Genomic DNA, 21,129 nt, shown 5'->3' with positions numbered 1-21,129 from the left:
GACTGTGTGGGGTGAGTGACCCCGCAGATGAGCCCCTAAACCACGACACGGAAACGCTGCTAGGCGCGGCGGTGGATGCGCTCGGCGGCTCCCGCCGCGAGGGCCAGGTTCGCATGGCTAACGCGGTATCCAAGGCCTTAGAATCCGAGCGCCACCTCGCCGTTCAGGCGGGCACGGGTACGGGTAAATCCTTGGCCTACCTGGTTCCGGCCATCCGGCATGCGATGAACTCGGGTTCCACCGTCGTCGTCTCCACCGCCACGCTGGCGCTGCAGCGCCAGTTGGTGGAGCGCGACCTCCCGCGGCTGACGGAGGCGCTAGCCGATGTCATGGAGCGCACCCCCACCTTCGCCATCATGAAGGGCCGCAATAATTACGTATGCCTGAATAAGATCGCGGCCACCCCGGATGACCCGGAGGCTCTTATCGATGAGTCCGATATCTCCTACCGCGGCAAGGCCGTGCGCCGCATCCACGACTGGGCGCAGGAGACCGAGACCGGCGACAGGGACGATTTAGACTTCGGCGTGCCGGATTTGGTGTGGCGGGCGGTATCGGTGACCTCGAATGAGTGCTTGGGCGCCGGGCGCTGCCCGCACGGTGCGGATTGCTTCGCCGAAGAGGCCCGCAGGGCGGCTGCCGATGTCGATATCATCGTCACCAACCACGCCATGCTCGCCATCGACGCCATCTCTGAGGCCAATATTCTGCCCGAACACGATGTGGCGATCATCGACGAGGCCCACGAGCTCGATGGACGCATTACCTCCGTGTCCACCGCGGAGATTACCTCCCGCGCCATTAAGATGGCGGCGAACCGGGCTAAGTCATTGGGCAATGCCGGAAACCTGGCGGAGTTGGCGGATGAATTCGATGATCTGCTGCGCGTGCAGGAGCCCGGCCGGTGGACGGATTTAGATGAGACGTCGCAGGCACATTTGCGCGCGCTTGCCGACGAGTTCCTGCGCGTTAAATCCCTCATCTCCCGCGCCCCAGAAGGCGAGGCCAACGATGACCCCGAAAAGAACGCCGAGCGCCAAAACTTAAGCAATCACCTCACGGACTTGGCCGAGGCGATCGGGCGGATCCTGGAAGTCTTTGCCACCGATGACCCCGCTGCGCAAGACGATGTCGTGTGGCTGGAGGGCACCGATACCCTTGCCGTCGCGCCGCTGTCTATCGCGCATATGCTGCGCGAGAACCTATTTGGGGAGCAAACGGTCGTACTCACCTCGGCCACGCTGGCCCTGGGCGGGCGATTCGACGCCATGGCGGCACAATGGGGCCTGCCGTCCGGCACGTATGACACGCTCGATGCAGGAACGCCCTTTGACCCGGCGAAATCCGGCATCTTATATACCGCCAAACACCTTCCGGCGCCGGGGCGCGATGGCCTGTCCACCGAAACCTTGGAGGAAATATACGAGCTCATCATGGCCGCCGGCGGGCGCACGCTGGGGTTATTCTCCTCGCGTAGGGCGGCAGAAGAAGCCGCGGAGGCCTTGGCGCCGCGGTTGCCGTTTGACCTCTATGTGCAGGGCGAAGATGCCATCGGCACGCTGGTGGACAAGTTCTCCACGAAGGAAAACTCCTGCCTGTTTGGCACGTTAACCCTCTGGCAGGGCGTGGACGTGCCGGGGCCATCGTGCTCGCTGGTCCTCATTGACCGCATCCCCTTCCCGCGGCCCGATAACCCACTGCTGCAGGCCCGATCCCAGGCAGCCGATGCCGCCGGGCGCTCCGGGTTTATGGAGGTCTCCGCCAATCACGCGGCACTCCTCATGGCACAGGGATCCGGGCGACTTTTGCGCCACGTAACGGACCGCGGGGTCGTCGCCGTGCTGGATAACCGGCTGGAATACAAGCGCTATGGCGCATTCCTCAAGGCGTCCATGCCGCGGTTCTGGCAAACCACGAACCCGGAGACGGTGCGCGGGGCGCTTAAGCGATTGGTCGCCGCAGCGCACACACGGTAGCCGAGTCCGGGGCGATCTCGGTAAACCCAGCGTCGATGATGACCACCGCGTCCTCCTGCGCGCATGCGGTGCGAAATACCTCCGCGTCCACCTCGCGGACGGAAAGCGGGAAACCTTCTGCTGCCCAGGCGGCGGCTTCCTCTTGGCTCATGGCGGCGGCGAGCATCATCGAGCCATGGCCCACTTGGGCGGCGGCCTTGCCCGCGGTCATGGCGAGGCTGCGGTCGACGTAGATAATGGGGGCATCGGCAAGCGGAGTGCCTGGCTCATCCATCGCGAGATCAGTATGGCCGATCTGCAGCTTGCTAATGAGCGGATCCACCTCTCCCACCGCCGAGGGCGCAAAAGCACGCGCGCGGTCATCGACGGTCACGCCAGGCAGTAGCTGCACATCGCGCCACGCCTTATTGCGCGCGCGGCGGGCGATCTTGCGGATGCGGTGGCCGTACCACTGCGCGAGCGCCGCGGCGAAGGCACCGTCCTCACCGGCGCGGTCATCCAGACAGGTGGCCACCACGGCGCGAGCGGCCGCGGCGAGCACCTCGCTGCGCTCCGGCGGATCCTGCTTGGGCAGGTGGAGCGCGATCTGCATCGCTTGCACGGTGGACGGATCCGCGGGGTCCTCGTGAGAATCCCGGGCGGTACAGGCGGCAACGAGGCGTTGGTGCGCTATCTCGAACTTAGACATTGGCAATTCCCAACATCGGCAGGACGGCGTCGAGGCGGCGCGGTGTGATGCAGGCATCGGCGGCCTCGCGCAGCGCCGGCTTCGCATCAAAAGCGACGCCCAGCCCGGCGGCGGTGACCATGGCGATGTCATTGGCGCCATCGCCCACCGCGACTGTGGACTCCATCCCGATTCCGGAATCCACGGCGAATTCGCGAAGAAAGTCTTCCTTGGCCTGGCGGTCGACCACCTTCCCAATAACTTTGCCGGTCAGCTTCCCATCGCGGATTTCCAGAGTATTGGCCCGCACGTAGTCGAGCTGGAGGTCTGTGGCCAAGCCCTCGAGTACCTGAATGAAGCCACCCGAGACCACCGCGGTGCGGTGGCCCAAACGGTGGAGGGTACCTATCGCTTCCTTCGCACCGGGCGTGAGCTCGATATCGCGGGCGACCTCTTCGATGATGGAGGCATCTAGGCCCTCCAGCACCGCGACGCGCTCGCGCAGGGACTCCTCGAAGTCCAATTCACCGCGCATGGCGCGCTCGGTCACCGCGGCCACCTCTGCTTCCTTGCCCGCGTGGGCGGCGAGCATCTCGATAACCTCGCCTTCAATCAGCGTCGAATCGCAGTCGAAGCACACCAAGCGCTTGCCCCGATTGCCCAAGCTCTCGAGGGAGATATCAATGCCGCGGTCCTCGGCCACCTCCCATAGCGCCTGCCGCGACGAGTCTGCGTCTTCGAGCGCCACCGTAAGTTCCACCGCAGAAAGGGAATCCAATGCTATCCGGCGCATGCGAAACGTCTCCCCTTTCACGGTCTCCTGCACCGCGCTAATGTCCTCGGCGGTAATCTCCGCGCCGATGAGTGCGACGGCATAGCTTGGCGCAACGGACACCTCGTGCCCGAAGGGCGCCATGGCCTCCCGCACTCGTTCTTCTAGGGCAGCGTTACCGCACTGCGCGGTGAGGGCGAGGTGATTGGAGGGGGTGGCGAGGTGGACATCGGCAAGCGGGGCAGAGAAATCAGCCAATGCGGTAAAGAAAGCGGCGGCCGCCCCAGGCTCGTCCGGTCCGAAGCTAGTAATGGTCGTGGTTTCAGCTTGAGTATTCACACCGGCCATTATCCCACACACGCCAAAGCCGCCTTCCCTACCTCTGAGAGGCTGGCGAAGGCGGCTGTAGTCAGGAGTTAAAGTGCGGGCTTAGTGCTTGCCCACGTGAGCTTCCTCGCGCATGCGCTCAACCATGTGCGGGTAGTGCAGCTCGAATGCCGGACGCTCGGAGCGGATGCGTGGCAGGGAGGTGAAGTTGTGGCCCGGAGGCGGGCAGGAGGTTGCCCACTCCAGAGAGTTGCCGTAGCCCCATGGGTCATCCACGGTAACGACCTCACCGTAGCGCCAAGACTTGAAGACGTTCCAGACCAGCGGGATAACGGAAGCGCCGAGGACGAAGGAGAAGATGGTGGAAATCTGGTTGAAGACCGTGAAGCCATCAGACTCAAGGTAGTCGGCGTAGCGACGCGGCATACCCATGTTGCCGACCCAGTGCTGAATCAGGAAGGTACCGTGGAAGCCGATGAAGGTCAGCCAGAAGTGAATCTTGCCCAAGCGCTCGTCCAGCATGCGGCCGGTCATCTTCGGGAACCAGAAGTACAGGCCACCGAATGCGGAGAACACAACCGTACCGAACAGGGTGTAGTGGAAGTGCGCAATCAGGAAGTAGGACTCAGCCAAGTGGAAGTCCAGCGCCGGAGCGGCGAGCATAACACCGGTCATACCGCCGAAGAGGAAGGTAGCCATGAAGCCCATGGCCCAAATCATCGGGGTATCCCAGGTGATGTGGCCCTTCCACATGGTGCCAACCCAGTTGAAGAACTTCACACCGGTAGGCACCGCAATCAGGAACGTCATGAACGAGAAGAACGGCAGCAGGATGGCGCCGGTGACGAACAGGTGGTGTGCCCACACGGCCATGGACAGCGAGCCGATGGCCAGGATGGCGAAGACCAAGCCGATGTAGCCGAAGACCGGCTTGCGGGAGAAGACCGGGACGATCTCGGAGACAACGCCGAAGAACGGCAGCGCGAGGACGTAGACCTCAGGGTGGCCGAAGAACCAGAATAGGTGCTGCCACAGGATGGCACCGCCGTTAGCGGAATCGTAGATGTGGCCGCCTAGCTTGCGGTCATACAGCACGCCCAGAGCGGCTGCGGTCAGCAGCGGGAAGATCATCAGCACGATGGCGGAGGCGGTGAAGATACCCCAGCAGAAGACCGGCATGCGGAACATGGTCATGCCCGGTGCGCGCAGGGTCAGGATGGTGGTGATCATGTTGATGGCGGAGGCAATGGTACCGACACCGGTAGCACCCACACCGACGATCCACATATCGGCGCCGATACCGGGGGTATGGACGCCATCGGCAAGCGGCATGTACATGGTCCAGCCGAAGTCAGCCGCACCACCAGGGGTGATAAAGCCCAGCAGCATGACGACACCGCCGAGCAGGGTAACCCAGAAACCAAAGGCGTTCAGACGCGGGAAGGCCACGTCCGGCGCGCCGATCTGGAGAGGCAGGATGTAGTTACCAAAGCCCCAGACAACTGGCGTTGCAAAAAGCAGCAGCATCACGGTGCCGTGCATGGTGAACAGCTGGTTGAACTGCTCATTGGACAGGAACTGCAGACCCGGGGTGAAAAGCTCCGCACGGATCAGCAATGCCATGAAGCCACCGAGGAAGAAGAAGCTGAAGGCCATGATCAAGTACATGATGCCCAGCTGCTTATGGTCGGTGGTGGTTAAAAATACCCAAGCCTTTGAACCGGTCTTTTCCCTACCGGTTGGCTCTGGACGTGTGGGAGCGACGTAATCGTCGACCCGTGGCGCCACAGCGGTCATAGAATCCTCCTGAATAACAAAGTGTCAGCGGACTGGGTCCACCTACACCTAGGTTTACCTCGATTATATTAGGACATTTTCCCCTGTTCTTGCCAGCTTCCCTTAAAGGTCTGCCAGCTTGGGGGTATTCCCTCAATAACCACAACCGTCACATAGCCCCTGCACGTGGGGCGGGCATCATTTAAGGCCTACGTTCTCTCGCCCAGGTTGTGGTGTCGCATGTCACAGCGTGCGCCAGATACGCAGGTCAAAAACCGAAAAACGCACCCCCGCTCGTTATCAACCTTTCGGTTGAGGTTAAAGCGAGGGTGCGCGGGAAGGTTAGAAGTCCCAGTCGTCATCCGTGGTGTCCTCGGCCTTGCCGATGACATAGGACGAACCCGAACCGGAGAAGAAGTCATGGTTCTCATCGGCATTGGGCGAAAGAGAAGACAAGATGGCCGGCGAGACGCGGGTCTCATCCGCCGGGAAGAGGCCTTCAAAGCCCAAGTTATTCAGGGCCTTATTAGCGTTGTAGCGCAGGAAGCGCTTGACGTCTTCGGTCCAGCCCAGCTCGTCGTAGAGATCCTCGGTGTAGTCGATCTCGTTGTCATAGAGCTCGAAGGCCAGATCGAAGGTGTAGTCCTTCAATTCCTCTTGGCGCTTTTCATCCAGCTTCTTGTATTCCTGCTGGAATTTATAGCCAATGTAGTAGCCGTGCACGGCCTCATCGCGGATGATCAGCCGGATGATATCGGCGGTATTGGTCAGCTTTGCGCGGGAGGAGAAGTACATCGGCAGATAGAAGCCGGAGTAGAAAAGGAAGGACTCCAGCAGCGTGGAGGCCACCTTCTTCTTCAGCGGATCATCACCGTTGTAGTAAGACAAGATGATCTTTGCCTTCTTCTGCAGGTTCTCGTTCTCCTCGGACCAGCGGAAGGCGTCATTGATCATCGGGGTGGAGGCCAAGGTCATAAAGATATTGGAATAGGACTTGGCGTGCACCGATTCCATGAAGGCAATATTGGTATACACCGCCTCCTCGTGCAGGGTCTGCGAATCCGGCAGCAGGGAGATCGCGCCCACCGTGCCCTGGATGGTATCCAGCAGCGTCAGGCCGGTAAAGACCCGCATGGTGGTTTCTTTTTCTTTTTCCGTCAGCGTCTTCCAGCTGGGGAGATCATTAGAGACCGGAACCTTTTCCGGGAGCCAGAAATTACCGGTCAACCGCTCCCAGACCTCTAGGTCCTTGTCATCTGGGATATTATTCCAGTTGATGGCCTTCACTGGCTGGTCGTGACTAGAAAGGTAGTCATCGTACTCATGCGACACGCGACGTCACTCCAATACTCGAAACTGATTGATTTTTGATGTCTAGTTTACCCAATTCGGCGCGCACGAAGCCCGCCGCATAGGGCATGATTTTCGCCACCGCTTATACTGAATCAACGCTGTATAACCATGGAGGAAGAAATGACAGGCACCACTCCCCTCTTGGGACCCGTGGTGGATCAACTGGGCGCGGATATCGTCAGCGGCGACATGGCGGAAGGCACGCGGTTTCGCCTTGGGGACATCGAGAAGCGCTTTGGCATCTCCCGCACCGTGGCGCGCGAGGCCATGCGCACCCTCGAGCATCTAGGGATGGTTTCCTCTGGGCGCCGGGTGGGCCTCAAGGTGCTGCCGCGCGGTAGCTGGGCGGTCTATGATCCCGCCGTTATTTCGTGGCGGCTGGGCCACGATAGAACGCGCGTGGAACAGGTCGCGCGCCTCAACGAGCTGCGCCTTGGCATCGAACCGGTGGCGGCGCAGCTTGCCGCGCGCAATGCCAGCCCACAGCAGCGCCGCGAATTGCTGCGGCTAGCAGGAAGGCTCAGCGAGCTCGAGACCACCCCTTCCCCACGGGTGGGCGAAGAACTCGAAACCGACCTGCAATTCCATACCCTCATCCTGGAGGCCTCCGGCAACGAGATGATTGCCGCGCTGGCGCCGGCCTTGCTGGCCATCTTGAAGGGTAAGTCCGTCTTTGGTTCCCGCAAGCGGGATCCGATTCGCGGCACGACGCAGCTACATATGGATTTAGCGCGGGAGATTGATGCCGGCGAGGCCGAAGCCGCCGAGCGCACCTCCCGCGCTATCCTGGACCGCGCCCGCGCTTAGAGCATGCAGGAAACGCAGCCCTCGATCTCGGTGCCTTCCAGGGCCATCTGGCGCACGCGGATGTAGTACAAGGTCTTAATGCCCTTGCGCCAAGCGTAAATCTGCGCCTTATTCACATCGCGGGTGGTGGCGGTGTCCTTGAAGAACAGCGTCAGCGATAGCCCCTGGTCCACGTACTTGGTGGCCTCAGCGTAGGTATCAACGATCTTCTCGTAGCCAATCTCGTAGGAGTCCTTGAAGTACTCCAAGTTGTCGTTATCCATATGCGCTGCCGGGTAGTACACGCGGCCGATCTTGCCCTCCTTGCGGATTTCAATCTTGGAGGCGATCGGGTGGATGGACGAGGTGGAATTGTTGATATAGGAAATCGAGCCCGTCGGCGGCACCGCCTGCAGGTTGCGGTTGTAGAGGCCGTGCTTGGCGACGTCCTCCTTCAGCTCCGCCCAGTCCTCTGCGGTGGGGGTGTAGATCGAGGAGGCATCGAAAAGAGCCTTGACCTTCTCCGTGCGCGGCTGGAACTCCGCCGGATCGTAGGAGTCAAAGAACTCGCCGCTGGCGTAGTCGGATTCGGGGAACTCGGTGAAGGTCGTGCCGCGCTCGCGGGCGATCTTATTGGAGGCGCGCAGGGCGGCGTACATGATGGCCGCGAAGTAGGCGTTGGTGAAGTCCAAGCCCTCCTCGGAGCCGTACTCGATGTGCTCGCGACCCAAGTAACCGTGCAGGTTCATCTGGCCCAAGCCGATAGCGTGCGAGTCATCGTTGCCCTTGCGCACGGACGGAACGGAATCGATGGAGGTCTTATCCGCCACCGAGGTCAGCCCGCGAATCGCGGTCTCCACCGTTTGGGAGAAGTCCGGCGAGTCCATGGTCATGGCGATATTCAGCGAACCCAGGTTGCAGGAAATATCGTTGCCCACCTGGTCATAAGAAAGATCCGCATTGAGCTCGGAAGCGGAGTTGACCTGCAAGATCTCCGAGCACAGGTTGGACATATTAATCCGGGAGGTCTTGACCGGGTTGGCGCGGTTTACCGTATCTTCATACATGATGTACGGGTAGCCGGACTCGAACTGCAACTCCGCCACGGTTTGGAAGAAGTGGCGCGCGTTGATCTTCTTCTTCCGGATGCGCGGGTCCTCGACCATATCTTCGTAGTGCTCGGTAACGGAGATATCGCCGAAGGCCTTGCCGTAGACGCGCTCGACGTCGTACGGCGAGAACAGGTACATATCGTCGTTCTTCTTGGCCAGCTCGAAGGTGATATCCGGGATCACTACGCCCAAGGACAGCGTCTTGATGCGGATCTTTTCATCCGCGTTCTCGCGCTTGGTGTCGAGGAAGTTCATGATGTCCGGGTGGTGGGCGTTGAGGTACACCGCGCCCGCGCCCTGGCGCGCACCGAGCTGGTTAGCGTAGGAGAACGCATCCTCCAGCATCTTCATCACCGGAATGACGCCGGAAGACTGGTTCTCGATGTGCTTAATCGGCGCGCCGGATTCGCGGATATTGGACAGCAGCAGGGCCACGCCGCCGCCGCGCTTGGACAGCTGCAGCGCGGAGTTGATGGAACGGCCGATGGATTCCATATTGTCTTCGATGCGGAGCAGGAAGCAGGAAACCAATTCGCCACGCTGCTGCTTGCCGGCATTTAGGAAGGTCGGCGTGGCGGGCTGGAAGCGGCCAGTCATGATTTCATCGACGAGGCGCTCTGCCAGCTCACCATCGCCATCACCAAGGAAAAGCGCCGTCATAGAGACGCGGTCCTCAAAGCGCTCCAAGTACCGGCGGCCGTCGAAGGTTTTCAGCGTATAGCTGGTGTAGTACTTATAGGCGCCAAGGAAGGACTTGAAGCGGAACTTATAAGAGTAGGCGCGCTTGAATAGGGACTTGATGAACTCGAAGTCATAAGCCTCAATGACCGCTGGGTCATAGTACTTATTGCGCACCAGGTAATCGATCTTTTCTTCCAGGTCGTGGAAGTAGACCGTGTTCTGATTAACGTGCTGCAAGAAGAACTGATTGGCGGCCTCGCGGTCCTTATCAAATTGAATCTTGCCGTCTCCGTCGTAGAGATTCAGCATGGCGTTGAGCGCGTGGTAATCCAGCTGCTCTTCCTGCGATACTGGCTCTGCTACGGTCTTTCCCAATTGCGTACTCACAGCTGACGCGGCCTTTCTTAAAATCAGGATTCTATTAGGTGTGTCGCACCGCGGCTAGGCGGCCTCATCCAGTCCCAGCTGGGAAGCATTAGCCAGCAGGCCTTCGCGACAAATTTTTATATCTTCATCGTTGCCGAGCAATTCGAAACGATATACATAGGGCACCTTACATTTGGCGCTGATGACGTCACCAGCCTTGCCAAAATCGGCGCCGAAGTTGCTATTTCCTCCGGCGATAACCGCCCGAATAAAACTGCGGTTGTGCTCATTATTAAGGAATCTAATTACCTGCACCGGTACGGGCCGGGAGTTTTGGTGGCTAATGGAGGCTCCCCCGCCGTAGGTGGGGCACACCAAGACGAAAGGCTCGTTGACCACTAGCGGCTCATCGGTGCGGCGCAAAGGGATTCGCGCGCTAGGAAAACCTAGCTTCTGCACGAACCGGTGCGTATTTTCCGTAGTAGAGGAAAAATACACGACCAACATGACGGCACCTCCCTCCTCGGCTACTTACGCAGAGGCGGCTAGCGCGGCAAGGTTCTTGATGCGGTCAGGGCGGAAGCCGGACCAGTGCTCGCCGTTGGCTTCCACGACGGGTGCCTGGACGTAGCCCAGAGCCATAATGTAGTCACGGGCTTCATCGTCCACGGTGACATCTACCACGTTGTAATCCAGACCCGCGCGATCAAGGGCCTTCTTGGTGGCGTTGCACTGAACGCAAGCGGGCTTGGTGTAGACGGTGATAGACATAATAACTCCCTAAAATCCTTTTGCGAGATAGCTTTTGCTCGTAGAAAGCGGAGGTTCTGACCCCTTTTCGGGCCACTTCCTGCACCGCTCTGAGCGACACCAACGACACTATACTTTGGGGGAATTGACCGCAACTGACACAACATATAGTAGTTACACCCATGATATTCCCAGGAGGACCAGGGGCGAGACCCCACATGTTGACCACCCCGGCACCCAACCGTGAAACTACACGCCTGACATTCCTGCGGGTTTACCTTCTGTTCACCTAAACATGTGGCAAAGTTCACATTCCGGCGTCGAATCCCAGCAACGAAAAAATCCGCCCCGCTCCGAACGCTCGGAGGAGGCGGACTTCCTTAAGTTTCAATTAGCCCTGACGAGCCTTGAAACGGGGATCCTTCTTGTTGATCACGAAGACCTTACCGTGGCGGCGAATAACCTGGGCGCCCGGCTTCTTCTTCAGCGACCGAAGGGACTTACGGACCTTCATCGGGCGCTCCTTTCGTTATGCGCAATCTACATGCGGTTGAGTAAATAAAGCACGGACTGGGAATCCCCAGCCATGACACGAGGAATAATTTTACCTCACGCGGCCATTAAGACCAAAACACTAGGGCTTAATGGGGTGCGGATTCCCGCGAGTAGCGGGATTTCATCTCCTCGCCTACCTCATCCAGGCTACGTCCCATGGTCTCTGGTACCAAAATGCGGGTGTAGCCGATGGCGATGAGCCCCAGCACGCCAAAGACGCCAAAGGCCACTGGGCCGGTGAGCCACTCCACCAGCGGCAGGAAGTACTGGGCCACGGCCCAGTTGGTGGCCCACAGCGAGAGCCCGGCGATGCCCATGCCCAAGCCGCGCACCTGCAGGGGCACGAGCTCCGAGATGAGCAACCAGGTCGTCGGCGAGACCGCTGCTTGTTGGAAGGCAATGAACGAGGCCATAAATACCAGCGAGACCATCGCCATCGTGGTGGAATCGGCGGCGTGCGAGTACGCCACGGACAAAATAAATAGCGAAATCACATTGCCGGTCAGGCCGATAAGCAGCAAGCGCTTGCGGCCGATGCGGTCGACCACCTTGAGGCCCACCCAGCAGGCAATAACGGATACCACGCCAATGACAATCGAGGTATAGACCGAGTTGGTGGTAGAGATTCCCACCTGGCTCATCATGGTGGGCGCAAAGTAGACGATGGCATTAACGCCGGTGATCTGCTGGGTCAGGCCCATCAGCATGGCGAGCAATACCGTCACCTGCATCCAGCGATTGGCCTTCAGCGCCTTCCACTCGGAGCCGCTGGAGCGGCGCGCCGTTTCCTGGGAGGTAAGCTCCGCCAGATCCATCCCGGCGCGGCCTGCGACCTCGCGGGCCCGCGCCATTTTGTTATGCGTGGCGAGCCAGACTGGGGTCTCTGGCAAGAAGAGCATGCCGACGGCGAGGGCGGCACCCGGTACGGCTGCAAGCCCCAGCATCCATTCCCAGCTTTCCGTGGGCGCGAGGGCCGAATTTACAAGGTAGGCCAAGAGCTGGCCCACCACGATCAGCAAGGTATTCAGGGAGACCATGCGCCCGCGGACCTTGGCCGGCACCATCTCTGAGATATACATGGGCGAGACAATGGATACCGCACCGACGGCAAAGCCCAAGAAGGTACGGGCCGTGGCCAGCATGGTCACCGATCCAGCCAGCGCGCACCAGATAGAGCCCAAAACGAAAATGATGCCGCCGGCAATCAGCGTAAAGCGGCGGCCAAAACGGTCCGCGATGCGGCCTGCGGTCAACGCGCCCACCGCGGCCCCCACCAGCAGCATGGAGGTCACCCAGCCCTCTTGGTGGGCGGTCATATTAAATTCCGGGGTGATATACAGCAAAGCACCGGACATCACGCCGGTGTCGTATCCAAATAATAAACCGCCAAGGGCGGCAATTCCTGCAACTACCTTGACATAACTTTCTTTATTCACAGCACGCAATTGTGTCAGGAGACTACGATGAACGTCATGTCACCCGATGCCGAAAACTTGCAACAATCCATCATAAAACAGCTGGATGTACGCCCCTTTATCGATCCAGAAGAGGAAATTGCCCGCCGCGTGGATTTCCTCGTGGAATACTTGGAAATGACCCATGCCAAAGGCTACGTGCTAGGCATTTCCGGCGGCCAGGATTCCACCTTGGCGGGAAAACTCACCCAGCTAGCAGTAGAGCGGGTAGAAGGCGCCGAATTCTGGGCCGTGCGCCTGCCCCACGGCACGCAGGCGGATGAGGATGATGCCCAAATCGCCCTCGACTTCATCCAGCCCGATCGCCGGCTCACCGTTGATATTCAACCGGCCACCGCGGCGCTAAGCCACGAGGTCGCCCGTGCGGTGGGCCAAGATTCCTTGAACGATTTCAACCGCGGCAATGCCAAGGCGCGCTTGCGCATGACCGCGCAATATGCCATCGCCGGCGAGGTGGGCGCGCTCGTTGTGGGCACGGATCACGCCGCCGAAAACGTCACCGCGTTCTACACCAAGTGGGGCGATGGCGCGGCAGACCTACTCCCCCTGGCCGGGCTGAATAAGCGCCAAGGCGCGGCATTGCTCAAGCACCTGGGCGCGCCAGAGTCCACCTGGTCCAAGGTCCCTACCGCGGATTTGGAAGACGATAAGCCGCAGCTTCCCGATGAAGAGGCGCTCGGCGTCACCTACGCCCACATCGATGACTACTTAGAGGGCAAGGCGGTTCCCGATGCCGCCCGCGAGCGCATCGAGACCCTGTGGCACCGCGGCATCCACAAGCGCCAGATGCCGCAAGGGCCAACCGCCTAGGCCAGCGCCTCCAGCGTGGCAAGAGCCGCGCGCTCCAGCGGCCGGTTATACGCCGAGCCGTGGGTCAGCGCGTGCACGGCCAGCGGGTGCAGTTGGTGCATGGGAATCCAGGTTTCAATATCTTTCGGCGCCCCATAGCCGCGGAAGATTTCTTCTATATAGGGCGCGCCGAATAGGGCCAGCATGCCCAAATCAGTGTGCGGGTGCCCGCCGTGGGCGGCGGGATCGATCATGATGCCACCCTGGGCATCGAAAAGCAGGTTGCCCGCCCACAGGTCACCGTGGATGCGCGCGGGCGCCACGTCCCAGCTACGGGCGGCAATGGCATCGCAGGCCCGCTTGACCAGGTCCCGCTGCGCGGTGCTGATTCCGGCCGGCTCCGCAAAGGGCAGCACGCGCTGCTGGGTATAAAATTCACCCCAGTCATCGGTGGGCGTGCACTCCTGTTCAATGGTGCCGATGAAGTTTTTGCCTTCCCATCCCTCCGGCGCGCTGCCAAAAGCCGCGGCCCCGGCGCGGTGCATGCGCGCGAGCTCCGCACCAAACTTCCGCGCGGCCTCTGGGGTGGGCGCTACCTCGTCAATGCGCTTGGTTACGATTTCCTTCCCGTCCGCGCGCACGACGGTGACTACCGCATCCGTGGCTTCCGCCAGCCACCGCAATCCGGCGGCTTCGGCGCCTGCTTGATCTTCATCGCGTACTCGCTTCGAGAAAGTCTGCATACCCGCCAGCATAACGATTTTCGCTACTCCATTTTTGCTTGTCCCAGAAAACCTTTAGGATCATCGTGGCCTTAATCATCCCCTATCAGTGTGGCTTCCGTCCCTGCGGAAGCCTTGAGGTACACCATGAAAAACTTCAGTAAACTTGCCGCGATTGCCGCTTGCACTGCCGCACTCGTGGGAGGTAGCACCGTCGCTACCGCGGCCGTGCCTGGCAATACGGTCCTGACTGGCGATAGCGTCGTCGCCAACCCTAATTTCCTTGATTACGCGCAAAACCGCGCCGGTATAAAAGCAAACACCAAGGTCGGTTGCATTACCGATAACTCCATCGCCAACGAAATGACGCGGGTATCCGGTGCGCATGTGGATCAATACCAGTGCGCCGGCGCATCCTTTGGCACCGGCGGCCAGCACATCGATGACACCCTGCGCACGGCCGCCCGCAACGGGGATCTCAACCCCGAGACTAGGAATGTTGTCATCCACGCCGGCGCAAATGACACTTACCCGCACAAGGACAATATCGCGGCTTCCGAGCACTTCCTGCGCACCGGCATGCGCAGCGCCATCGATGTCGCCCACCACTTTGCGCCGAATGCGAAGGTAACCATCGTGGGCTACCCGCGGGTATCCAATAACAACTCCGCGTGCCTGACCTCTGCCACCATCCCGATTCCGGCTAGCAGGGTTGCTTCTACCGAAGAGCGCCTGCAAAACACCCTGCGCGAGGTAGCTGAGCAGAACGGCGCTTCCTTCTTGGATGCCCACCCGATATCCACGGGCCACGATAACTGCTCTCCTGACCGCTGGTGGGTCAACCTAGTAGACCCGCTGCCACCGGCGCCAGGTAACCTGCCGCTGCACCTCAACGCCAACGGCACCCACGCGCTGGGCGAGCTCATCGGCCACTCGCTGAAGTAAGAAAAAGAGTCTCGAGAAGCTATCTAGCCTCTCGAGACTCTTAATTTGTGGAGCTAACGGGATTCGAACCCGTGACCCCCACACTGCCAGTGTGGTGCGCTACCAGCTGCGCCATAGCCCCATATACGAGGTGCAACCCTGTGGGCCGCAACTCGTATGAATATACATGGCAAGTATTTAACTCACCAAATCGCCTGCTACTTGGTGGCGATGTCTACCCAGTCATTCAAGGACTCGCCGGATTCACGGTCCGGAATATCCTTGCCATCCTGGACAATGCGCGGCGAGGAAACCGAGCCGGTTGCCTTATTCAGCTTATCGTAGTTGGCCTTGGCCACCTTATTGCCCTGCTTGATATCCACGTTCTTGATGGAATCAACCACGTCATCCTCGGCGCCGAGTTCCTTGGCTTGGTCAGCGATGTCCTCGATATCCCACTTAGTGGCGATGCTCTGCTGGTTCTTCATCATGTAGTCGCGCAAATTCCAGTAGGTCTTTACGTCGCCAGACTTAGCCAGCTCTGACATGGCTGCGACGGCCTTGGTGGAGTAACCGTCCTCGTTTTCGACATCCTCGCCGTCTAGGAAGTTCAGCGTGCGCACGTGGACAATCAGCTTGCCGTCCTCAATCGCCTGCTTCATGTCCTCATCGGTGTTTTCCGCCAGATCCGCGCAGTGGGGGCAGGAGAAGTCTTCGTACAGGTCTACCTCTGGAGTATCGTCATCGGCCGCATCGGACTTCAGGGTAATCGCGTTGTCCTTATAGTCCATGGACATGTTGACGTCTTGCACCTCGATTTCATTGGCCTGCTTACCATTCCACACGATGTAGCCAATGACCACAGCGATAATGACGAGGAGGACGCCGACGCCCCAGATGAAACCATTGCCAGACTTGGCATTCGGGTCACTTACTTTGCTCATTTAAACCTTGCCTGTTGATACTTTCGGACTCTTGCAACCTACTGTGCCCACCGCTACGGGTGGAGCGCAAATTTCGTGAACGGACGTTTGATGGTCCATGCGGTAAGGGCGAGGAAGGCGGCATCGCGAAGCAGCGTCAGCCCATAGTTCATGCCAGGCTCCGCAGTAGCGTCACCGGCGCCAAAGCACCCGCAATCGATATCCAGCCCACGCAGCCATGCCTGGAGGATGCCAACCATGAAAAGCACCATGATCACGGCCGCAACCTTGGAGGATTCACGGAGGAAAATCCCCAGCAGAAGCAGCATTCCGCCCACTAGCTCCAGCGGGCCAATGAGCTGGGCCAAATACCCAGACCATTCCGGCGTGAAAATCTCATAGGCCTTGATGGATTGCATGGTATCCAGCGGGTGCGCCATCTTTTCTACGCCAGCGATGATCCACACCGCGGCCATGCCAAAGCGGGCGATAAAGCTCACCAGATCAAACGTCTTATTCACGCCGATTAGTTTAGCGTTTAACCTCCCCTTTTCAGATACATTGCCCTGTGCTTTTCCTGAGACTTCGCCCACTATGATGTAGCCCATGCCGCACTCCCTCATCATCGGTTCCGGTGCCGCGCTCGGTGCCGGCGCCCGCTATCTCTTAACCATCGCTCTCGGCGACGGAATGCTCCCGCTCCTCATCCTTAATATCGTCGGCAGCGCGCTGATGGGATATACCCGCCCAGGGCCCTTCTGGGGCACCGGATTCTTGGGCGGTTTTACCAGTTTCGCCGGTTTTGCTTTCTTCACCGCGGACTCCCACTGGAGCATCGCCCTGGCCTATGTCGCGGCCACGCTCGTGGGCTGCACCGCCGCCTACCTCGCTGGGGATAAGCTGCGATGAACCTGCTCTTCGTCCTTATCGGCGGCTTTTTCGGCGGCGCGGCGCGCTACGGCTTTACCCGCCTGCTGCCCTCGCCGTATTGCACCTTCGCATCCAATATCCTGGGTTCCTTGGTCTTCGGCCTGGCGGTGGGCTTTGCGCAGCTTGCCGATGCCCCCTTCGCCCATCCCCTCTTCGCCCTCGGCCTCGCCGGTGGCCTATCCACCTGGTCCACCATGGCGAAAGAGCTAGGGGAAATGGTCAAGCAGCGGCACTGGTGGCCGCTGTGTAAGTACCTATTTTGGACCATCGGGATCGGCGTGGTCCTAGCCTGGCGCGGGGTGATGTGGGCCGAACTTATCTATCACGGAATCTAAGTACACAATTCCCAGCTCGCCCCAAGCTACAGTGACCCCTACGATTTCTCTGCGTGCACTTCTTCCTGTACTTGGATCCGGCGGCAAAGAAGTTCCAGCCCGAAGCGCACCCATGGTTCCTGTGCTACGACGACGAGCTGAAACTTCTTAATATCAGTCAAGGCCTAAATGCCTAAGCCTTAATCCGCAATCGCCTCCAGCGGCGGCGTCTTTGCCGCGCGTTGCGATGGCCATACTGCTGCGATGACGCCCACAACCGCGGATCCCAGCAGCATGATCACCAGCATGCCCCACGGAACCTCGGCATCCCCAAGGCCTTGGTCATTAAGAATCTCGATGAAGGACCAGCCCAAGCCGAGGCCGATGAGGATGCCCATGATCGCGCCAAAGAGCGAAATCTGCACCGACTCCAGCGTGATCATCCGGCGGATTTGGCGGCGCTGCGTACCCACCGCACGCAACATGCCAATCTCCTGGCGGCGCTCGATAACACCCAAGGTCAAGGTATTGACAATGCCCAGCACGGCAATGACCACGGCGAGTGCGAGAAGACCGTAGAGAATGGCCAGCATCTGGTCGATGAAGCCAGCGGCCTGACCCGCATATTCCTTACCGGTGTTGACCTGCACCACCACGAGATCCTTGACGGCATCCTCGAGGTTCTGGCGTAGCTCTTCCTTGTCGTAGCCTTCTTTACCTAATACGCCCACCATCTGCACAGAGAATTCTCCGTCAGCGGCGACTTCTTCTGCCACGTCCTGCGAAACCACCATATTTTGAATGGTCTCGATGGGCTCAAAGGTGCCGACCAGTTTGGCTTCCGCAGTCTTGCCCGGCTTGCTGCCGGTGACCTCGTAGGTCTCCCCTACCTTCCAGCCATTTTCTTTGGCGAAGTCTTCCGTGGCGGCAAAGCCGCCTTCAATATTGGCATCGCCTTCTACCATGTTCATCGCCAGCATCGAGGTGGGGTCAGCATCCACCGTCACGGTAAACAAACCGCCAGTGCCAAAGTCCAAGGAGGCCTGACCGTCCACGGCAACCGGTGCCGAGCCAACGGTAATGACCTTATCCACACCGTCTGCCTCTGCGGCACGCTCGCCGGTTTCCTTCGGCGTCGGGAAGCTTCCGGAGCTTGGACCGGACAAGATGTAGTCCGACGTAATAGTTTGGTCCACCGTATCCGAGATGGAGGCCTTCATTGTCTGGCCCAGCATGCCGATGCTCGTGACCAATGCCACGCCCAAGGTCAGGGCAAAGGCCGTGGCGGCAGTGCGGCGCGGGTTACGCCGCGAGTTGGTAGCGGCCAGTTTGCCGATGGACCCGAAAGGCGCCCCAATTGCCTTACCCAGCGTTGGCACCAGCGGCAAAGAGAGCGCCGGTCCTGCCAAGAAGAAGCCGATAATCACCCCGACGGCGCCGAGGCCGATAAGGATGGCGCGGACGTTGGTTTCGGCATCGCTAAGCACGCCCGCAAACGCCGCAATAATGCCGCCGATCATGAGGATCGCGCCGAAAATCGTGCGGACCTTCAGCGAAGAACCGGAGGCCGACTCCGTCGTGCGCATCGCTTCAACCGGCTCCACGGCACCCGCGCGCCGCGCCGGGGCCCATGCGGAGACCACAGTGACAATCGTGCCCAAAATGATCGGGACTACCACAGCGGAAACGCTCAGGCCCAGGCCACCGCCAATGTCCATACCGTTGGCGCCCATAACCGCCTTGATCACGGCGACCAATCCCACGCCGGCAACGACACCGACGATGGATCCCAGAACGCCCACGATGACGGATTCCACCACAACAGAATTGGTGATCTGGCGGCGCGACGCGCCCAAAGCACGCAAGAGCGCGAACTCCTTGATGCGCTGGGCCACGATCATGGAGAACGTATTGGCAATAATAAACGTGCCCACCAACAAGGCGATCAGACCAAAGGCAACGAGGAAGTAGTTCACGAACTTCAATGCCTCGGTCATTGCCTCACTGGTCTGCTCTGCAAGGCGCTCACCTGACTCGGCTTTGATGTCGAATTTGTCATTCAGGTCATCGACAAGCGCATTCGCATCCACACCATCGGCGGCAGAGACCTTCAGCTGGGAGGGATCACCAAAGCGTTCTAGGTAATCCGACTCGTCCATGCGCAGTTCGATGCTATCGCCCTGCTCCACCGGCGGCTCCACGATGCCCGTAACCTTAACCTCATCCTGGCTATCCGGATGAACCACCAAAAGCTTCTGACCAACGGAGATATCGTATTTCTCCGCTGCAGAAGAATTGATCGTTACCTCATCTTTGGCCTTTGGCTCATCGCCTTCCGTGAGTTCGCTCGCGCCACCGACGGTTTTATCCGCGGAATAGTACGGCACGAGGCTCGCAGTACCGCTTTGGGTTTGGAAGGCCTCCGAGTTTTCATCGGCTACAACCACAGTCTGCGAGTCAGCGACGTTGATGTTTTTAACGTCATCATCATCAAGCAGCTGCTTGCGCAGCCCTTCATCCAGCTTCTGGTCGCTGTCATCGTTCTCACTGACCACCGCGTCTACCCCGCGGAATTGGTTATCCACCGCAGAATCAAAAGTGGCCTTCAATGAGTTAGTGAACATGAAAGAGCCAGCAATAAAGGCGGTGCCCAAAACCACCGCCAGAATTGTCAGGCCAAGGCGCAATTTATGCGCCAAAATATTGCGCACGGATACCCTGCGCATTGCGTTTCCGCGTGCCATTTAACCCTCAATCTCTGCCATTACATTGTGAATGGCCTCCATCGTTGGATCCTGCAGTTCGTTAACGAGCTTGCCATCAGCAAGGAAAACAACGCGATCGGCGTACGATGCCGCCTTAGCATCGTGCGTCACAATGACCACAGTCTGGTTATCCTGGTCCACCGCAGTGCGCAGAATATCCAATACCTCGGCCGAAGAATTGGAGTCCAAGTTACCCGTAGGCTCATCGCCAAAAATAATCTCCGGCCGCGACACTAAGGCGCGAGCACAGGCCACACGCTGCTGCTGACCACCAGACAGCTCAGCCGGGCGGTGCTCCAAGCGCTCCGCCAGCCCCAGGCGACGCGTGACTTCTTCGAACCACTGCTTATCGACGTCCTTGCCCGCAATATCGGTCGGCAGCGTGATGTTTTCCGCAGCCGTCAAGGTGGGAACCAAGTTGAAGGATTGGAAGATGAATCCCAGGCGGTCTCGGCGCAGCGCCGTAATTTCCTTGTCATTGAGGTGGGACATATCGGTATCACCGATAAACGCCGAGCCAGAGGTAGCAGAGTCCAACCCTGCCATCGTGTGCATCAACGTGGACTTGCCCGAACCCGAAGGGCCCATAATGGCCGTGAATTGGTTCTTTCCAAACTCAATGGAAACGTGATCAAGGGCGATAACGGCCGTGTCATCGCTTCCGTATTGCTTAAACAATTCAACGGCGCGTGCCGCGGCATCAGTCATAAAGCGTGTTCTCCTTGTAAATGGGAAATTACCTTTCTACATAGTAACCCGCCTGGTCGCAGTGTCCCATCATCCCATGGGCTGATTCGGGGGCCAGTTCAATTTTTGGCGGGTGGGGCGTCCTTTTCGTTTGGAAGCCAAACCTGCAGTTCAGCGCCCGTTGACGGGTCGCTCTTCATTGCTGGTGGCTCGGGGGCGATCGGCACGGTCGCCATCCAACTTGCACGCCAACGCGGATGGCACGTTGCCGCATCCGCGTCGAAACCCAATCACGACTACATGCTTTCGCTCGGCGCGCACAAGGTAGTTGACTACGGCAACCCCCATTGGCGCGAGCAGATCCTGGAGTGGATGCCCAATGGCGTCGACGCTGTCTTGGCGGTGCAACCGGGCACCTCGGCGGAAAGTTTGCCCGTCGTGAAGGACGGTGGAACATTGGTGTCGATCTCCGGAGATGC

Annotated in this window: 21 protein-coding genes, 1 tRNA gene and 1 pseudogene; 7 read left to right on the top strand and 16 right to left on the bottom strand. The window is 59.4% G+C overall.

Going from position 1 to position 21,129, the window contains the following annotated elements:
* The first annotated feature begins 11 nt into the window (after positions 1–11).
* Entirely contained in the window at positions 12–1,976 is a 1,965-nt protein-coding gene (locus HMPREF1261_RS05950; protein WP_005284541.1) for an ATP-dependent DNA helicase, read from the top strand.
* Here the strand turns inward: HMPREF1261_RS05950 and HMPREF1261_RS05945 are convergent.
* The 4 genes from HMPREF1261_RS05945 to nrdF form a co-directional block, all read right to left on the bottom strand.
* Positions 1,942–2,664, bottom strand: a complete 723-nt coding sequence (locus HMPREF1261_RS05945; protein WP_023030298.1) for a peptidyl-tRNA hydrolase — start codon at positions 2,662–2,664, stop codon at positions 1,942–1,944. The two genes, HMPREF1261_RS05950 and HMPREF1261_RS05945, sit on opposite strands and share 35 nt — an antisense overlap.
* Positions 2,657–3,763, bottom strand: a complete 1,107-nt coding sequence (gene serB, locus HMPREF1261_RS05940) for a phosphoserine phosphatase SerB (protein ID WP_034658123.1) — start codon at positions 3,761–3,763, stop codon at positions 2,657–2,659. The genes HMPREF1261_RS05945 and serB overlap by 8 nt, the downstream gene beginning before the upstream one ends.
* A gap of 81 nt (positions 3,764–3,844) precedes the next feature.
* Positions 3,845–5,539, bottom strand: a complete 1,695-nt coding sequence (ctaD, locus tag HMPREF1261_RS05935) for a cytochrome c oxidase subunit I (protein ID WP_005277744.1) — start codon at positions 5,537–5,539, stop codon at positions 3,845–3,847.
* A 321-nt stretch (positions 5,540–5,860) separates the two neighbouring features.
* Positions 5,861–6,850 carry a class 1b ribonucleoside-diphosphate reductase subunit beta gene (gene nrdF, locus HMPREF1261_RS05930; RefSeq protein WP_005277742.1) on the bottom strand — a complete coding sequence of 330 codons (990 nt, stop codon included), beginning with the start codon at positions 6,848–6,850 and terminating at the stop codon, positions 5,861–5,863.
* Between the two features lie 141 nt (positions 6,851–6,991).
* On the opposite strand from nrdF, the gene HMPREF1261_RS05925 reads away from it, so the two are divergent.
* The gene (locus HMPREF1261_RS05925) at positions 6,992–7,678 is read left to right on the top strand and encodes a FadR/GntR family transcriptional regulator (protein WP_023030296.1); all 687 of its coding nucleotides are present in this window, start codon (positions 6,992–6,994) and stop codon (positions 7,676–7,678) included.
* Here the strand turns inward: HMPREF1261_RS05925 and nrdE are convergent.
* The 5 genes from nrdE to HMPREF1261_RS05900 form a co-directional block, all read right to left on the bottom strand.
* The gene (gene nrdE, locus HMPREF1261_RS05920; RefSeq protein WP_023030295.1) at positions 7,675–9,837 is read right to left on the bottom strand and encodes a class 1b ribonucleoside-diphosphate reductase subunit alpha; all 2,163 of its coding nucleotides are present in this window, start codon (positions 9,835–9,837) and stop codon (positions 7,675–7,677) included. The genes HMPREF1261_RS05925 and nrdE overlap by 4 nt on opposite strands.
* 54 nt (positions 9,838–9,891) lie before the next feature.
* Entirely contained in the window at positions 9,892–10,323 is a 432-nt protein-coding gene (gene nrdI, locus HMPREF1261_RS05915; protein WP_005277734.1) for a class Ib ribonucleoside-diphosphate reductase assembly flavoprotein NrdI, read from the bottom strand.
* Positions 10,324–10,347: 24 nt separating this feature from the next.
* The gene (nrdH, locus tag HMPREF1261_RS05910; protein ID WP_005284554.1) at positions 10,348–10,587 is read right to left on the bottom strand and encodes a glutaredoxin-like protein NrdH; all 240 of its coding nucleotides are present in this window, start codon (positions 10,585–10,587) and stop codon (positions 10,348–10,350) included.
* Positions 10,588–10,957: 370 nt separating this feature from the next.
* The gene (ykgO, locus tag HMPREF1261_RS05905; protein ID WP_003847162.1) at positions 10,958–11,080 is read right to left on the bottom strand and encodes a type B 50S ribosomal protein L36; all 123 of its coding nucleotides are present in this window, start codon (positions 11,078–11,080) and stop codon (positions 10,958–10,960) included.
* Between the two features lie 127 nt (positions 11,081–11,207).
* On the bottom strand, positions 11,208–12,557 hold the full coding sequence (locus HMPREF1261_RS05900) for a sugar porter family MFS transporter (RefSeq protein ID WP_005284557.1): 1,350 nt from the start codon (positions 12,555–12,557) through the stop codon (positions 11,208–11,210).
* A 27-nt stretch (positions 12,558–12,584) separates the two neighbouring features.
* Between HMPREF1261_RS05900 and nadE the strand changes: the two genes are divergently transcribed.
* Positions 12,585–13,406 (top strand): ammonia-dependent NAD(+) synthetase, encoded by an 822-nt coding sequence (nadE, locus tag HMPREF1261_RS05895; protein WP_023030294.1) that lies wholly within the window; start codon positions 12,585–12,587, stop codon positions 13,404–13,406.
* Here the strand turns inward: nadE and HMPREF1261_RS05890 are convergent.
* Entirely contained in the window at positions 13,403–14,140 is a 738-nt protein-coding gene (locus HMPREF1261_RS05890; RefSeq protein ID WP_023030293.1) for a fructosamine kinase family protein, read from the bottom strand. The two genes, nadE and HMPREF1261_RS05890, sit on opposite strands and share 4 nt — an antisense overlap.
* Positions 14,141–14,254: 114 nt before the next feature.
* Here HMPREF1261_RS05890 and HMPREF1261_RS05885 point away from each other — a divergent pair, with 114 nt between their 5' ends.
* Positions 14,255–15,052 (top strand): GDSL-type esterase/lipase family protein, encoded by a 798-nt coding sequence (locus HMPREF1261_RS05885; RefSeq protein WP_023016962.1) that lies wholly within the window; start codon positions 14,255–14,257, stop codon positions 15,050–15,052.
* Positions 15,053–15,100: 48 nt separating this feature from the next.
* Here the strand turns inward: HMPREF1261_RS05885 and HMPREF1261_RS05880 are convergent.
* The 3 genes from HMPREF1261_RS05880 to HMPREF1261_RS05870 all read right to left on the bottom strand — a co-directional run bounded on the left by HMPREF1261_RS05880 (position 15,101) and on the right by HMPREF1261_RS05870 (position 16,475).
* Positions 15,101–15,173, bottom strand: a tRNA-Ala gene (locus HMPREF1261_RS05880).
* Positions 15,174–15,249: 76 nt separating this feature from the next.
* On the bottom strand, positions 15,250–15,975 hold the full coding sequence (locus HMPREF1261_RS05875; protein WP_023029188.1) for a thioredoxin domain-containing protein: 726 nt from the start codon (positions 15,973–15,975) through the stop codon (positions 15,250–15,252).
* A 53-nt stretch (positions 15,976–16,028) separates the two neighbouring features.
* A complete protein-coding gene (locus HMPREF1261_RS05870) occupies positions 16,029–16,475 on the bottom strand; it encodes a MauE/DoxX family redox-associated membrane protein (protein ID WP_156906126.1) in 447 nt (148 codons plus the stop codon).
* 85 nt (positions 16,476–16,560) lie between these two features.
* Here HMPREF1261_RS05870 and HMPREF1261_RS05865 point away from each other — a divergent pair, with 85 nt between their 5' ends.
* Both HMPREF1261_RS05865 and HMPREF1261_RS05860 read left to right on the top strand, forming a co-directional pair.
* Entirely contained in the window at positions 16,561–16,863 is a 303-nt protein-coding gene (locus HMPREF1261_RS05865) for a fluoride efflux transporter family protein (protein ID WP_023029190.1), read from the top strand.
* Positions 16,860–17,219 carry a CrcB family protein gene (locus HMPREF1261_RS05860; RefSeq protein WP_023029191.1) on the top strand — a complete coding sequence of 120 codons (360 nt, stop codon included), beginning with the start codon at positions 16,860–16,862 and terminating at the stop codon, positions 17,217–17,219. The genes HMPREF1261_RS05865 and HMPREF1261_RS05860 overlap by 4 nt, the downstream gene beginning before the upstream one ends.
* 38 nt (positions 17,220–17,257) lie before the next feature.
* Here the strand turns inward: HMPREF1261_RS05860 and HMPREF1261_RS13155 are convergent, their stop codons facing one another.
* From HMPREF1261_RS13155 to HMPREF1261_RS05850, 3 genes are read right to left on the bottom strand one after another with little or no spacing between them, the layout of a single operon-like run.
* A complete protein-coding gene (locus HMPREF1261_RS13155; RefSeq protein WP_255342622.1) occupies positions 17,258–17,380 on the bottom strand; it encodes a hypothetical protein in 123 nt (40 codons plus the stop codon).
* 18 nt (positions 17,381–17,398) lie between these two features.
* Positions 17,399–19,942, bottom strand: coding sequence for an ABC transporter permease (locus tag HMPREF1261_RS05855; protein WP_034658117.1), 2,544 nt, complete (start codon positions 19,940–19,942; stop codon positions 17,399–17,401).
* On the bottom strand, positions 19,943–20,671 hold the full coding sequence (locus HMPREF1261_RS05850; protein WP_005277682.1) for an ABC transporter ATP-binding protein: 729 nt from the start codon (positions 20,669–20,671) through the stop codon (positions 19,943–19,945).
* Between HMPREF1261_RS05850 and HMPREF1261_RS13020 the strand changes: the two are divergent.
* A pseudogene (locus HMPREF1261_RS13020) lies at positions 20,591–21,112 on the top strand (zinc-binding dehydrogenase); the annotation flags it as partial. The gene HMPREF1261_RS05850 and the pseudogene HMPREF1261_RS13020 sit on opposite strands and share 81 nt — an antisense overlap.
* Between the last annotated feature and the right edge of the window lie 17 nt (positions 21,113–21,129).

The sequence above is a fragment of the Corynebacterium sp. KPL1818 genome, assembly GCF_000478135.1.
GTDB lineage: Bacteria > Actinomycetota > Actinomycetes > Mycobacteriales > Mycobacteriaceae > Corynebacterium > Corynebacterium accolens.
Note: the sequence above shows the minus strand (reverse complement) of the source record. Positions and strands in the feature narration are given on the sequence as shown.

Coding starts and splice junctions, on each gene's coding strand:
- HMPREF1261_RS05875 (WP_023029188.1), bottom strand. CDS start 15,975: ATGAGCAAAGTAAGTGACCCGAATGCCAAGTCTGGCAATGGTTTCATC.
- nrdH (WP_005284554.1), bottom strand. CDS start 10,587: ATGTCTATCACCGTCTACACCAAGCCCGCTTGCGTTCAGTGCAACGCC.
- HMPREF1261_RS05925 (WP_023030296.1), top strand. CDS start 6,992: ATGACAGGCACCACTCCCCTCTTGGGACCCGTGGTGGATCAACTGGGC.
- HMPREF1261_RS05860 (WP_023029191.1), top strand. CDS start 16,860: ATGAACCTGCTCTTCGTCCTTATCGGCGGCTTTTTCGGCGGCGCGGCG.
- nrdI (WP_005277734.1), bottom strand. CDS start 10,323: ATGTTGGTCGTGTATTTTTCCTCTACTACGGAAAATACGCACCGGTTC.
- HMPREF1261_RS05865 (WP_023029190.1), top strand. CDS start 16,561: ATGCCGCACTCCCTCATCATCGGTTCCGGTGCCGCGCTCGGTGCCGGC.
- HMPREF1261_RS05855 (WP_034658117.1), bottom strand. CDS start 19,942: ATGGCACGCGGAAACGCAATGCGCAGGGTATCCGTGCGCAATATTTTG.
- HMPREF1261_RS05945 (WP_023030298.1), bottom strand. CDS start 2,664: ATGTCTAAGTTCGAGATAGCGCACCAACGCCTCGTTGCCGCCTGTACC.
- HMPREF1261_RS05885 (WP_023016962.1), top strand. CDS start 14,255: ATGAAAAACTTCAGTAAACTTGCCGCGATTGCCGCTTGCACTGCCGCA.
- HMPREF1261_RS05850 (WP_005277682.1), bottom strand. CDS start 20,671: ATGACTGATGCCGCGGCACGCGCCGTTGAATTGTTTAAGCAATACGGA.
- nadE (WP_023030294.1), top strand. CDS start 12,585: ATGAACGTCATGTCACCCGATGCCGAAAACTTGCAACAATCCATCATA.
- ykgO (WP_003847162.1), bottom strand. CDS start 11,080: ATGAAGGTCCGTAAGTCCCTTCGGTCGCTGAAGAAGAAGCCGGGCGCC.
- HMPREF1261_RS05890 (WP_023030293.1), bottom strand. CDS start 14,140: ATGCTGGCGGGTATGCAGACTTTCTCGAAGCGAGTACGCGATGAAGAT.
- serB (WP_034658123.1), bottom strand. CDS start 3,763: ATGGCCGGTGTGAATACTCAAGCTGAAACCACGACCATTACTAGCTTC.
- ctaD (WP_005277744.1), bottom strand. CDS start 5,539: ATGACCGCTGTGGCGCCACGGGTCGACGATTACGTCGCTCCCACACGT.